Source organism: Shewanella maritima (assembly GCF_004295345.1).
Lineage (GTDB): Bacteria > Pseudomonadota > Gammaproteobacteria > Enterobacterales > Shewanellaceae > Shewanella > Shewanella maritima.
The window spans coordinates 2,605,096-2,618,381 of sequence record NZ_CP036200.1 but is presented as its reverse complement, the minus strand read 5'-3'; the positions used below and the strand labels follow the sequence as shown (position 1 = coordinate 2,618,381).

The following is a 13,286-nucleotide window of genomic DNA, read 5'->3' as shown; positions in this document are numbered from 1 at the left end:
CTATTTACCACGAGGCTTACGCTTAGGTTGCTGCTTCGGCTCTTCTAGTGCTGGAATAGTACCGTCTAGAACTTCACCTTTGAAGATCCAAACTTTAATACCAATCACACCGTATTGAGTGTGAGATTCAGCAGTTGAATAGTCGATATCAGCACGTAGAGTATGTAGAGGTACACGACCTTCACGATACCACTCAGAACGTGCGATTTCAGCGCCACCTAGACGGCCACTCACTTCAACTTTGATACCTTGGGCACCGATGCGCATTGCGTTTTGTACCGCACGCTTCATAGCGCGACGGAACATTACACGGCGTTCTAATTGCTGAGCGATAGAGTCAGCAACTAACTTAGCGTCTAATTCAGGCTTACGGATTTCAGCGATGTTGATTTGAGCAGTAGTGCCAGTGATTTTAGACACGTGTGCACGTAATACTTCAACGTCTTCACCTTTCTTACCAATCACAACACCTGGACGGGCAGTGTGAATAGTAACGCGGATGCTTTTCGCTGGGCGTTCGATAACGATCTTAGATACTGATGCAGCCTTTAACTTTTCAGTTAAGTATTGGCGCACTTCCCAGTCGCTGTTCAGATTATCTGCATAATCTGACTTATCTGCGTACCAGGTAGAGATCCAAGGCTTGGTGATACCCAGACGGATACCATTAGGATGTACTTTCTGTCCCATTGCTCTCTTCTCCTAGCGATCTGATACAACCACAGTGATGTGGCTGGTACGCTTCATGATACGATCAGCGCGGCCTTTAGCACGAGGCATGATACGCTTCATAGTTGGGCCTTCGTCAACGAAAACTTTACCAACTTTAAGCTCATCGATATCTGCACCTTCGTTGTGCTCGGCGTTTGCGATAGCTGAGTCAAGTACTTTTTTAACTAGTACGGCGGCTTTCTTAGGGCTGAAAGTCAAAATCTCTAGCGCCTTAGATACAGGCAGACCACGGATTTGATCAGCAACCAGACGGGCCTTCTGCGCTGACGTACGAGCAAAACGATGTTTAGCTAAAACTTCCATCTTATTTCTCCCGTATTAACGCTTCTTCGCTTTCTTATCAGCAGCATGGCCGCGATAAGTGCGAGTTGGTGAAAATTCACCAAGTTTGTGGCCGATCATTTCGTCAGTTACGAACACAGGTACGTGCTGACGACCATTATGGACAGCGATGGTCAAACCAATCATGTTTGGAATGATCATTGAGCGGCGAGACCAAGTTTTAATTGGCTTTTTGTCACCAGACTCCATCGCTTTCTCTACCTTCTTCAGCAAGTGTAGGTCAATGAATGGACCTTTCTTGAGAGAACGTGGCATGGGCGAATCCTCTTACTATTTATTACGACGACGTACGATGTACTTGTCAGTGCGTTTGTTGCTACGAGTTTTGTAACCCTTAGTTGGAACACCCCATGGTGATACAGGGTGACGGCCACCAGAAGTACGGCCTTCACCACCACCGTGTGGATGGTCTACCGGGTTCATTGCAACACCACGAACTGTAGGGCGTACGCCTCTCCAGCGCTTAGCACCAGCTTTACCTAACTGGCGTAGCATGTGCTCGGCATTACCAACTTCACCGAATGTCGCGCGGCAATCAACTGGAACTTTACGCATTTCGCCAGAGCGAAGACGTAGAGTTGCATAAGCACCGTCACGCGCTACAACTTGTACATAAGCACCAGCTGAACGAGCGATCTGAGCACCTTTACCAGGCTTCATTTCTACCGCGTGAACAACACTACCTACTGGAATGTTGCGTAACGGCATAGCGTTACCAGTCTTGATTTCTGCATCGATACCAGATTGGATTGCGTCACCAGCTTGCATGCCTTTAGCAGCAAGGATGTAACGACGCTCACCGTCTGCGTACAATACTAGCGCGATGTGCGCTGTACGGTTTGGATCGTACTCAAGACGTTCGATTTTTGCAGGGATACCATCTTTATCGCGCTTAAAGTCGATTAGACGGTAGTGCTGCTTGTGTCCACCACCAACGTGACGAACAGTGATACGGCCAGTATTGTTACGGCCACCACTTTTAGACTTTTTCGCCAGCAGGCCAGCAAAAGGCTTACCTTTATGCAGGTCAGTGTTTACCACTTTAACAACGTGGCGACGACCAGCAGAGGTTGGCTTACACTTAATAACTGCCATGATAATTCTCCTTTGCTTACTCAGCGCCGACGAAATCGATGTCAGCACCAGCAGCTAGAGTTACATAAGCTTTTTTCCAATCGCTACGACGACCTGCACGGCCACCAGTGCGCTTAGTTTTGCCTTTGTTAACTAGAGTGCGAACTGAATCAACTTCAACTTCAAATAGCTTCGCTACTGCAGCTTTAATCTCTGCTTTAGTTGCATCGATTGCTACGCGGAAAACTACAGTGTTGTTTTTCTCAGCTTCGATAGTGCTCTTTTCAGAGATATGCGGAGCAAGAATAACTTTTAGCAAACGTTCTTCGGTGATCATGCTAGCATCTCCTCGATTTGCTTCACTGCGTCAGCAGTAACTAAAACAGTGTTGAACGCGATTAGACTAACTGGGTCTAGACCCGCTACGTCACGTACGTCAACTTTGTATAAGTTGCGAGCCGCTAAGAATAGGTTCTCATCAACTTCTGCAGTAACAATTAGAACGTCGTCTAATTGAAGATCTTTAAGCTTAGCTTTTAGCTCTTTAGTTTTAGGAGCTTCAACGCCGAAAGATTCAACAACAACTAAACGCTCTTGACGTACCAATTCAGAAAGAATGCTCTTAAGAGCACCACGGTACATCTTCTTGTTAACTTTTTGGCCATGCTCTTGTGGCTTAGCAGCGAAAGATACGCCACCACCACGCCAGATTGGGCCTTTTACGCTACCGGCACGTGCACGGCCAGTACCTTTTTGACGCCAAGGCTTTTTACCAGAGCCTTTTACTTCTGCACGAGTCTTTTGAGCACGAGTGCCCTGACGTGCGTTAGCAGCGTACGCTACAACTACCTGATGAACCAGAGCCTCGTTAAAGTCCTGGCCGAAGGTAGTTTCGGAAACTTCAAGAGCGCTTTGAGCGTCTTTCAATACCAATTCCATTACTATCTCCTCAGACCTTAAGCTTTAACAGCAGGCTTGATGATCAGGTCGCCATTAGTAGCGCCTGGTACAGCACCACGTACTAGAAGTAAGTTACGCTCTGCATCAACACGTACAACGTGTAGATTTTGAGTCGTTACTTGCTCAGCACCCATGTGGCCTGACATCTTTTTGCCTTTGAATACGCGACCTGGCGTTTGGTTCTGACCGATAGAACCATTCGCGCGGTGCGCCAATGAGTTACCGTGAGTCGCGTCTTGAGTACGGAAATTCCAACGCTTAATACCGCCTTGGAAACCTTTACCCTTAGACTGACCAGTAACGTCTACTTTCGCTACGTCTGCGAAAATATCAACATTTAGCTCAGCACCAACTTCAATGCCTTCGCCTTCACCGTCTGCTAGACGCATTTCCCATAAACCACGACCGGCTTCTACACCGCCCTTGGCAAAGTGACCTGCTTCTGCTTTAGTGATGCGATTGGCTTTTTTGGTACCTGTAGTTAACTGAAGTGCACGGTAGCCGTCGTTCTCTAAAGTTTTCACTTGAGCAACGCGGTTGCCAGCAACCTCAATTACAGTTACAGGGATAGACGCACCATCTTCAGTGAAGATGCGGGTCATACCCACTTTACGACCAATAAGACCGATAGCCATCTCTCAAACCTCTTCTAAGGATCTCAATTAACCTAAGCTAATCTGAACGTCGACACCAGCCGCAAGATCTAAACGCATTAACGCGTCTACTGTCTTCTCTGTTGGCTCTACGATGTCAACTAAACGCTTGTGGGTACGGATTTCGTACTGATCACGTGCATCTTTGTTAACGTGCGGAGAGATCAAAACGGTATAACGCTCTTTGCGTGTTGGTAGTGGGATTGGACCACGTACCTGCGCGCCTGTACGCTTAGCAGTTTCAACGATTTCCGCTGTAGACTGATCAATCAGACGATGATCAAAGCCTTTTAAGCGGATACGGATTCTTTGGTTCTGCATTGACCAGAGCTCCTAAATTGGACACATAAAAAATCACCCTCTAGCAGTTTCCTCATGGGAAAGCAGAGCGAGATGATTTAACCGTTAGACTCCCTATCGGAGTCCCTATGAATATGTAGAAACCAATGTTTCTACACTTAATTTATCTCTGAACATGTTCAGAGGAGGGCAATTATACAGACTTAAAGTCAGAGATCAAGCCCACTGCACAAATTATCTGCAAACTAATTCAGCTAAGTTTTACTGACTTTGGTTTAGTAACTTTGGGTCAGAGTAAACTTGCACGTCGTAACTTTACGGCGCTTGTAAATTAGCGTTACAGCATCTGTAAAAATGTGGAGCGCATTCTACACGGATAGTTGGATTTAGCAAACACAAATTTCAGGCAACAAAAAAGGAAGCCGAAGCTTCCTTTTCTCAGTAACTTAATTGTCGAAATTAGTCGACGATTTTAGCTACAACACCAGCACCTACTGTGCGGCCACCTTCACGGATTGCGAAACGTAGACCTTCGTCCATCGCGATTGGGTAAATTAGGGTAACATTCATCTTGATGTTGTCACCTGGCATTACCATTTCTACGCCTTCTGGTAGCTCGATAGTACCTGTTACGTCAGTTGTACGGAAGTAGAACTGTGGACGGTAACCTTTGAAGAATGGAGTGTGACGACCACCTTCATCTTTAGATAGTACGTATACTTCTGATTCGAAAGAAGTGTGAGGAGTGATTGTACCTGGCTTAGCTAGTACTTGACCACGCTCAACTTCGTCACGCTTAGTACCACGTAGTAGTACACCACAGTTCTCACCTGCACGACCTTCGTCAAGCAGCTTACGGAACATTTCTACACCTGTACAAGTTGTAGTTGTAGTGTCTTTGATACCAACGATTTCTACGTCGTCACCTACTGTGATGATACCACGCTCAACACGACCTGTTACTACAGTACCACGACCTTGGATTGAGAATACGTCTTCAATCGGTAGTAGGAATGGCTTGTCGATGTCACGCTCTGGCTCTGGGATGTAAGTATCTAAAGCTTCTGCAAGCTCGATTACTTTCTCTTCCCACTGAGCTTCACCGTTTAGTGCGCCTAGTGCAGAACCTTGGATAACTGGTAGGTCATCACCTGGGAAGTCGTACTCAGATAGAAGTTCACGAACTTCCATTTCTACTAGTTCTAGTAGTTCTTCATCGTCAACCATGTCACATTTGTTCATGAATACGATGATGAAAGGTACACCAACCTGACGTGAAAGCAGGATGTGCTCACGAGTCTGTGGCATTGGGCCATCAGTCGCTGCTACTACTAAGATTGCGCCGTCCATCTGTGCAGCACCAGTAATCATGTTTTTAACATAATCCGCGTGACCTGGGCAGTCTACGTGTGCGTAGTGACGAGTTGGAGTATCATATTCGATGTGAGAAGTATTAATTGTAATACCACGCTCACGCTCTTCTGGAGCGTTATCGATTTGTGCGAAATCTTTAGTCTCACCGCCGTATGCTTTAGTTAATACTGCAGAGATAGCCGCTGTTAGAGTAGTTTTACCATGGTCAACGTGACCAATTGTGCCCACGTTTACGTGCGGCTTACTACGTTCAAATTTTTCTTTTGCCACGATATATATCCTTTCTTTTCAGAAGTGCCCGTTATGCGGGCCATATAACAATTAAATGTGTACTTAATTCCTAAGTACGTGATTCGATAATCGCTTTTGCAACGTTACTTGGTGCTTCATCGTACTTCAAAAACTCCATAGAGTATGAAGCGCGACCTTGTGTAGCACTTCGTAGGTCGGTTGCATAACCAAACATTTCAGCTAAAGGTACTACTGAGCGGACTATTTTAACACCACCGATGCCATCGTCCATACCTTCAATGATACCACGACGTCTGTTGAGGTCGCCCACAACGTCACCCATGTAATCTTCAGGTGTAGTTACTTCAACTTTCATGCATGGTTCGAGCAATACAGGGTTAGCTTCTAGTGCGCCCTTCTTAAAGCCCATTGAACCAGCAATCTTGAAAGCCATCTCATTAGAGTCTACATCATGGTATGAACCATCATATAGGGTGACCTTCACATCAAGAACAGGATAACTAGCTAATACGCCGTTCTTCATTTGCTCTTGAATACCTTTGTCAACTGCCGGAATGTACTCACGTGGAACTACACCACCAACAATTTCGTTAACAAATTCGTAGCCAGCGCCCTCTTCTAGAGGCTCTAGTTTTAGCCATACATGACCAAATTGGCCACGACCACCAGATTGGCGTACGAATTTACCTTCCACTTCGACGCTGTCACGGATAGTTTCGCGGTAAGCCACTTGTGGTTTACCAACATTACACTCAACACTGAATTCGCGACGCATACGGTCAACGATGATGTCCAAGTGTAATTCACCCATACCAGAGATCAGTGTTTGAGCGGTCTCTTCATCTGTCTCAACACGGAATGACGGATCTTCTGCAGCAAGTTTCTGCAGTGCAATCGCCATTTTGTCTTGGTCAGCTTTTGAGCGCGGCTCAACGGCAATGGTAATAACTGGCTCTGGAAACTCCATTCGCTCAAGTATTACTTTTTGATCGTTGTCGCATAAAGTATCACCCGTGGTGACTTCCTTTAGACCAATCGCAGCAGCAATATCGCCAGCTCGAACTTCTTTCAGCTCAGTACGGTCATTAGCATGCATTTGCACGATACGACCGATACGCTCACGTTTTTGCTTCACTGAGTTGTATACCGATGCACCAGTTTCTAGTACACCCGAATATACGCGGATAAAGGTAAGTGTGCCCACGAACGGGTCAGTTGCAATCTTAAATGCCAGCGATGAGAAAGGTGCGTTGTCGTCAGATGGACGTTCAACTTCGTTCTCATCCATATCAACACCTTTAATAGCAGGTACGTCAATGGGAGCAGGCAAGAAGTCAACAACAGCATCAAGTACCGCTTGTACACCTTTGTTCTTAAATGCAGAACCACAGGTAGCTAGTACGATTTCGTTGTTGATGACACGTTGACGTAGTGCTTGCTTGATTTCTTGCTCTGATAGCTCACCTTCTTCAAGGTATTTGTCCATCAGTTCATCAGAAGCTTCAGCGGCACTTTCGACAAGGTACTCATGCATCTCTTGAGCTTTGTCCAAGAGATCTGCGGGAATTTCTTCATAAGAGAAAGATACACCCTGATCTTCTTCAGACCAGTTAATCGCTTTCATCTTAATCAAATCAATAACGCCTTTGAAATGCTCTTCGGCACCAATATTCAATTGAATTGGTACACAGTTAGCACCTAAGCGGTTACGGATTTGGTCGATCACGCTGTCAAAGTCAGCACCTGCTCGGTCCATTTTGTTAACGAACACAATGCGTGGTACTTCATACTTGTTGGCTTGACGCCAAACAGTCTCTGACTGAGGTTCTACACCTGATGAGCCGCAGAATACAACTACAGCGCCATCAAGCACACGTAATGAACGCTCCACCTCAATGGTGAAGTCAACGTGACCTGGGGTATCGATGATATTAATACGATGTTCAGTGAACTGAGCATCCATACCACGCCAGAATGCTGTTACAGCAGCAGATGTGATAGTAATACCACGCTCTTGCTCTTGTACCATCCAGTCTGTAGTAGCGGCGCCGTCGTGCACTTCACCGATTTTATGAGACAAACCGGTATAGAACAGAACACGTTCTGTTGTGGTAGTTTTACCTGCATCCACATGAGCAACAATACCGATATTACGATAACGCTCAATTGGGGTTGTACGAGCCACTTTTTATACCCTCTCAACTAAAGCATGCTGCTTTAGTAAATATCAACAATATGAGGCGGGCAAATGCCCGCCTCATCATATTACCAACGGTAATGAGCAAAGGCTTTGTTAGCTTCAGCCATGCGATGCACGTCTTCACGCTTCTTAACAGCAGTACCTTTGTTTTCAGATGCGTCTAGCATTTCACCTGCTAGACGTAGAGCCATAGATTTTTCACCACGCTTGCGAGCAGCTTCAACTAACCAGCGCATCGCTAGTGCGTTACGACGCACTGGACGAACTTCACATGGTACTTGATATGTTGAACCACCAACACGACGAGATTTAACCTCGACTGATGGGCGAACATTCTCAAGTGCTGCTTCAAGGATTACTAGGTGCTCTTCGCCTTTTTTGTCAGCAACAACATCTAGTGCCTTGTAGATAATTTTTTCAGCAGTCGACTTTTTGCCGTCCTGCATAATGACGTTGATGAACTTAGCCAGCAACTCACTTTGGAACTTTGGATCTGGTAGGATTTTACGTTGTCCTACAACGCGACGTCTTGGCATATCAATTCTCCGTATGCTTCAGGTATTTCCAAAACTGGAATGTCAATTAAATTAGCTTGGCCTTACTTTAACGGGATACGTTAAGACTTAGGACGCTTAGCACCGTACTTAGAGCGGCCTTGGCGACGAGTAGTCACGCCAGCACAGTCTAATGCGCCACGAACAGTGTGGTAACGCACACCAGGTAAGTCTTTAACACGACCACCACGGATTAGGATTACACTGTGTTCTTGCAAGTTATGGCCTTCACCACCGATGTACGAAGTTACTTCGAAACCGTTAGTTAGACGCACACGAGCTACTTTACGTAGTGCAGAGTTAGGTTTTTTAGGTGTTGTAGTGTACACACGAGTACAAACACCACGTTTTTGTGGGCACGCGTTCAACGCTGGCACGTTAGTCTTTTTGACTTGCGGCGAGCGTGGCTTACGTACCAACTGGTTTACAGTTGACATGTATAGCTCCGACAGTTGAATACTCAACAATTAGGTGTGAAAAATCTATATCCCACTATGGTGGGACGCGGAATTTTAGAAAGGTAATCGCAGCCTGTCAAGAAATAGACAACTTTTGATCGAAATAACATAAAAAAAGGCGCCTAAGGCGCCTTTTTTTCACATTTTGATCACTTAATCCTGGCTTCCGGCCAAGTTAAGTAGATCTGCTAGGTTCTGCTCAGCTTCGCTAGCGGTTACTGCAGGAGCCTCAACTTGGTCAGCACCTGTAGTGCGTTCTTCGTTGCGGTTCTTATGATAAGAGTAACCAGTACCCGCTGGGATCAGACGACCTACAATCACGTTCTCTTTCAGACCGCGTAATTGATCGCTCTTACCACCAACGGCAGCTTCAGTCAGTACGCGAGTCGTTTCTTGGAACGATGCTGCTGAGATGAATGACTCAGTTGCCAAAGAAGCTTTGGTAATACCAAGTAGTTCACGCTCAAACTTAGCAGGTTGCTTGCCTTGAGCTTCAAGCTCACGGTTAGCAATCTTCACGCGAGATACTTCAGCTTGTTCGCCTTCTAGGAACTCACTGTCGCCAGCGTCTGTAATTAGACACTTGCGTAGCATCTGACGGATGATAACCTCAATGTGCTTGTCGTTGATCTTTACACCCTGTAGACGGTATACATCTTGAACTTCGTTCACAATGTAGTTGGCTACATGGTGGATGCCGCGCAGACGTAAAATGTCATGTGCTGCTTCTGGACCATCTGCAATCACCTCACCGCGTTCAACTTTTTCACCTTCGAACACGTTTAGGTTACGCCATTTAGGGATCATCTCTTCGTACTGATCACCGCCATCTGCTGGAGTGATTACCAGACGACGCTTACCTTTAGTCTCTTTACCGAACGAGATAGTACCTGAGATTTCTGCAAGAATTGCAGGCTCTTTTGGCTTACGCGCTTCGAACAAGTCTGCAACGCGCGGTAGACCACCGGTAATATCGCGAGTCTTAGAAGACTCTTGTGGCATACGCGCTAACGTATCACCAATGTTGATTTGCGCGTTATCGTCTTTCGAAACAATCGCGTTACCTGGTAAGAAGTATTGAGCTGGAATTTCAGTTCCAGGGATCATTAAGTCATTACCGTCAGCATCAACAAGGCGGATAGCTGGGCGCATCTCTTTACCTGCTGAAGTACGAGCACCTACGTCTAGTACTACAACAGAAGAAAGACCGGTTAGTTCGTCTGTTTGACGTGTCATCGTGACACCTTCAATCATGTCTACGAACTTAACGCTACCTGCAACTTCAGAGATAATTGGGTGAGTATGTGGATCCCAGTTAGCGATGATTTCGCCAGCTGCTAGTTCACTACCCTCTTGCTTCTCAAGCACGGTACCGTAAGGAACCTTGTAACGCTCTTTCTCACGGCCCAGCTCATCAATAACAGCCAGCTCGCTTGAACGAGAAACAATAACCAATTTGCCGTCAACATTGCTAACGTATTTAGCATTATGCAGCTTAAGTGTACCTGCGTTCTTAACTTGAACATTGTTCTCAGCAGAAGCACGCGATGCCGCACCACCAATGTGGAAGGTACGCATGGTAAGCTGTGTACCTGGCTCACCAATCGACTGAGCAGCCACAACACCAATTGCTTCACCGTGGTTAATAATATGACCACGAGCCAAGTCACGGCCGTAACACTTAGCACACACACCGAAGTCTGTTTCACAAGTAATTACGCTACGTACAACAACTTCATCGACGCTGTTTTCTTCAAGCTTGTCACACCACTTCTCGTCAAGCAGAGTATTACGTGGTGCAAGTACTTCATCAGTACCAGGCTTAAGTACGTCTTGAGCAACAACACGACCAAGTACACGCTCACGTAGTGGCTCAACAACGTCACCACCTTCAATTAGCGGCTTCATTGTTAGACCGTGTTCTACGCCACAGTCTTCTTCAATAACCACTAAGTCTTGTGCAACGTCTACTAGACGACGAGTTAGGTAACCCGAGTTCGCTGTCTTCAATGCAGTATCGGCAAGACCTTTACGCGCACCGTGAGTAGAAATAAAGTACTGAAGTACGTTTAGACCTTCACGGAAGTTCGCCACAATCGGCGTTTCAATGATAGAACCATCTGGCTTCGCCATCAGACCACGCATACCAGCTAGCTGACGGATCTGAGCAGCACTACCACGTGCGCCTGAGTCAGCCATCATGTAGATGCTGTTGAATGAAGCTTGAGTTTCTTCTTCGCCATCACGGTTAATCACTGTCTCGGTAGACAGGTTGTCCATCATCGCTTTAGAAACTTTCTCATTCGCGCTTGCCCAGATATCGATCACTTTGTTGTAACGCTCACCCGCGGTTACAAGACCAGATTGGAACTGCTCTTGAATTTCACGTACTTCAGCTTCTGCGTCAGCAACAAGGGTGTACTTCTCAGCTGGGATTTCCATGTCGTTAATACCAACAGAAGCACCCGAGATAGTCGCGAAACGGAAACCTGTGTACATCAATTGGTCAGCAAAGATAACAGTATCTTTAAGACCTAGTTGACGGTAACAAGTGTTCAGTAGTTTCGAGATCTGCTTCTTACCCATGTTTTGGTTAACAAGGTCGAAAGATAGACCTTCAGGTAAGATAAGCGATAGCAATGCACGACCTACAGTAGTATCAACGATACGAGTAGAAGTTGTCTTCTCACCGTTATCATCAATGCTTACTTCGTTTAGACGTACTTTAATGCGAGCGTGAAGCCCAGCTGCACCTGTTGCATAAGCTTTTTCAACTTCTGCTACAGAAGCGAATGCCATGCCTTCACCTTTACCGTTAATGCATTCACGGCTGGTGTAGTACAGACCTAATACAACGTCTTGAGACGGAGTGATTACCGGCTCACCGTTTGCTGGTGACAGAATGTTGTTGGTAGACATCATCAACGCACGCGCTTCTAATTGCGCTTCTAACGTTAATGGTACGTGTACCGCCATTTGGTCACCGTCGAAGTCAGCGTTATACGCCGCACATACAAGCGGGTGAAGTTGGATTGCTTTACCTTCAATCAGTACTGGCTCAAATGCTTGAATACCAAGTCTGTGAAGTGTTGGTGCACGGTTAAGCATCACTGGGTGTTCACGAATTACTTCGTCTAAAACATCCCAAACTTCTGCTTGCTCACGCTCAACCATTTTCTTAGCGGCTTTGATCGTAGTCGCTAGACCACGGCCTTCTAACTTGCCATAGATGAATGGTTTGAATAGCTCAAGTGCCATCTTCTTAGGAAGACCACACTGGTGTAAACGTAGAGTAGGACCTACGGTAATTACCGAACGGCCTGAGTAGTCAACACGCTTACCAAGTAGGTTTTGACGGAAACGACCTTGCTTACCCTTGATCATATCAGCAAGAGATTTCAGAGGACGCTTGTTTGAACCTGTAATTGCACGACCACGACGACCATTATCTAATAGCGCATCAACAGACTCTTGCAGCATACGTTTTTCGTTACGTACGATGATGTCTGGAGCAGCTAGGTCTAATAGGCGTTTTAGACGGTTGTTACGGTTAATCACACGACGGTATAGGTCATTAAGATCAGACGTCGCAAAACGTCCACCATCTAGTGGAACTAGCGGACGTAGATCAGGTGGTAGAACCGGTAGTACTTTCAGGATCATCCACTCTGGCTTGTTGCCAGATTGGTAGAATGCTTCCATCAGTTTCAGGCGCTTAGTCACTTTCTTGCGACGAGTTTCTGAATTGATTGAAGGTAGCTCTTCGCGCATTTGCTCGATTTGCTCTTCTAAATCAATACCACGTAGTAAGTCTAAAACGGCTTCAGCACCCATTTTAGCTTCAAACTCATCACCATACTCTTCTAGTGCGTCTAAGTACGTCTCTTCCGTTAGCATTTGGCCGCGCTCAAGCGAGGTCATGCCTGGCTCGATAACAACAAATGATTCAAAGTACAGTACGCGCTCAATGTCACGTAAAGTCATATCTAGCATTAAGCCAATACGAGACGGAAGTGACTTTAAGAACCAGATGTGTGCAACTGGGCTAGCCAGTTCAATGTGACCCATACGCTCACGACGTACTTTAGTCTGGGTAACTTCTACACCACACTTCTCACAAATTACACCACGGTGCTTAAGACGTTTGTATTTACCACACAAACATTCGTAATCTTTCACAGGACCGAAGATACGCGCACAGAACAAACCTTCACGCTCAGGCTTGAATGTACGGTAGTTAATGGTTTCTGGCTTTTTAACTTCACCAAAAGACCAAGAACGGATGAGGTCTGGCGATGCTAGACCAATTTTAATACCGTTAAATTCTTCAGTCTTGCTTTGCTGTTTAAGAAACTTTAATAAGTCTTTCACGTTTCTCTCCTGAAGG

General features: G+C 46.0%; 13 protein-coding genes. All 13 read right to left on the bottom strand.

All coding sequences use genetic code 11. From position 1 onward, the window contains the following. The 13 genes from rpsC to rpoC all read right to left on the bottom strand — a co-directional run bounded on the left by rpsC (position 1) and on the right by rpoC (position 13,270). Positions 1-690 carry a 30S ribosomal protein S3 gene (rpsC, locus tag EXU30_RS11185; RefSeq protein WP_130600070.1) on the bottom strand — a complete coding sequence of 230 codons (690 nt, stop codon included), beginning with the start codon at positions 688-690 and terminating at the stop codon, positions 1-3. A 12-nt stretch (positions 691-702) separates the two neighbouring features. Then, positions 703-1,035: a 50S ribosomal protein L22 gene (rplV, locus tag EXU30_RS11180; protein WP_130600068.1), complete on the bottom strand. Its 333-nt coding sequence runs from the start codon at positions 1,033-1,035 to the stop codon at positions 703-705. Between the two features lie 15 nt (positions 1,036-1,050). After that, on the bottom strand, positions 1,051-1,329 hold the full coding sequence (gene rpsS, locus EXU30_RS11175; protein WP_130600066.1) for a 30S ribosomal protein S19: 279 nt from the start codon (positions 1,327-1,329) through the stop codon (positions 1,051-1,053). Positions 1,330-1,344: 15 nt separating this feature from the next. Further along, positions 1,345-2,169 (bottom strand): 50S ribosomal protein L2, encoded by an 825-nt coding sequence (gene rplB, locus EXU30_RS11170; RefSeq protein ID WP_130600064.1) that lies wholly within the window; start codon positions 2,167-2,169, stop codon positions 1,345-1,347. Between the two features lie 16 nt (positions 2,170-2,185). Then, positions 2,186-2,485, bottom strand: coding sequence for a 50S ribosomal protein L23 (rplW, locus tag EXU30_RS11165; RefSeq protein ID WP_130600062.1), 300 nt, complete (start codon positions 2,483-2,485; stop codon positions 2,186-2,188). Further along, on the bottom strand, positions 2,482-3,087 hold the full coding sequence (gene rplD, locus EXU30_RS11160; RefSeq protein ID WP_130600060.1) for a 50S ribosomal protein L4: 606 nt from the start codon (positions 3,085-3,087) through the stop codon (positions 2,482-2,484). Before rplD ends, rplW begins: the two co-directional genes overlap by 4 nt. Positions 3,088-3,104: 17 nt before the next feature. Beyond that, positions 3,105-3,743, bottom strand: coding sequence for a 50S ribosomal protein L3 (rplC, locus tag EXU30_RS11155; RefSeq protein ID WP_130600058.1), 639 nt, complete (start codon positions 3,741-3,743; stop codon positions 3,105-3,107). A 27-nt stretch (positions 3,744-3,770) separates the two neighbouring features. Further along, positions 3,771-4,082, bottom strand: a complete 312-nt coding sequence (gene rpsJ / locus EXU30_RS11150; protein ID WP_011635639.1) for a 30S ribosomal protein S10 — start codon at positions 4,080-4,082, stop codon at positions 3,771-3,773. Positions 4,083-4,520: 438 nt separating this feature from the next. Continuing rightward, a complete protein-coding gene (tuf, locus tag EXU30_RS11145; protein ID WP_130600035.1) occupies positions 4,521-5,705 on the bottom strand; it encodes an elongation factor Tu in 1,185 nt (394 codons plus the stop codon). Between the two features lie 70 nt (positions 5,706-5,775). Next, the gene (gene fusA / locus EXU30_RS11140) at positions 5,776-7,872 is read right to left on the bottom strand and encodes an elongation factor G (protein ID WP_130600056.1); all 2,097 of its coding nucleotides are present in this window, start codon (positions 7,870-7,872) and stop codon (positions 5,776-5,778) included. A gap of 80 nt (positions 7,873-7,952) precedes the next feature. Then, a complete protein-coding gene (gene rpsG / locus EXU30_RS11135) occupies positions 7,953-8,423 on the bottom strand; it encodes a 30S ribosomal protein S7 (protein WP_130600054.1) in 471 nt (156 codons plus the stop codon). A gap of 80 nt (positions 8,424-8,503) precedes the next feature. Further along, on the bottom strand, positions 8,504-8,878 hold the full coding sequence (rpsL, locus tag EXU30_RS11130; RefSeq protein WP_130600052.1) for a 30S ribosomal protein S12: 375 nt from the start codon (positions 8,876-8,878) through the stop codon (positions 8,504-8,506). A 174-nt stretch (positions 8,879-9,052) separates the two neighbouring features. Then, positions 9,053-13,270, bottom strand: a complete 4,218-nt coding sequence (gene rpoC / locus EXU30_RS11125) for a DNA-directed RNA polymerase subunit beta' (protein ID WP_130600050.1) — start codon at positions 13,268-13,270, stop codon at positions 9,053-9,055. Positions 13,271-13,286 lie beyond the last annotated feature (16 nt).

Excerpts from the sequence above, each read along its gene's own strand:
- rplD (WP_130600060.1), bottom strand. The coding sequence starts at position 3,087 with ATGGAATTGGTATTGAAAGACGCTCAAAGCGCTCTTGAAGTTTCCGAA.
- rplB (WP_130600064.1), bottom strand. The coding sequence starts at position 2,169 with ATGGCAGTTATTAAGTGTAAGCCAACCTCTGCTGGTCGTCGCCACGTT.
- rplW (WP_130600062.1), bottom strand. The coding sequence starts at position 2,485 with ATGATCACCGAAGAACGTTTGCTAAAAGTTATTCTTGCTCCGCATATC.
- rplV (WP_130600068.1), bottom strand. The coding sequence starts at position 1,035 with ATGGAAGTTTTAGCTAAACATCGTTTTGCTCGTACGTCAGCGCAGAAG.
- rpsJ (WP_011635639.1), bottom strand. The coding sequence starts at position 4,082 with ATGCAGAACCAAAGAATCCGTATCCGCTTAAAAGGCTTTGATCATCGT.
- rpsL (WP_130600052.1), bottom strand. The coding sequence starts at position 8,878 with ATGTCAACTGTAAACCAGTTGGTACGTAAGCCACGCTCGCCGCAAGTC.
- rpsC (WP_130600070.1), bottom strand. The coding sequence starts at position 690 with ATGGGACAGAAAGTACATCCTAATGGTATCCGTCTGGGTATCACCAAG.
- rpsS (WP_130600066.1), bottom strand. The coding sequence starts at position 1,329 with ATGCCACGTTCTCTCAAGAAAGGTCCATTCATTGACCTACACTTGCTG.
- rplC (WP_130600058.1), bottom strand. The coding sequence starts at position 3,743 with ATGGCTATCGGTCTTATTGGTCGTAAAGTGGGTATGACCCGCATCTTC.
- rpsG (WP_130600054.1), bottom strand. The coding sequence starts at position 8,423 with ATGCCAAGACGTCGCGTTGTAGGACAACGTAAAATCCTACCAGATCCA.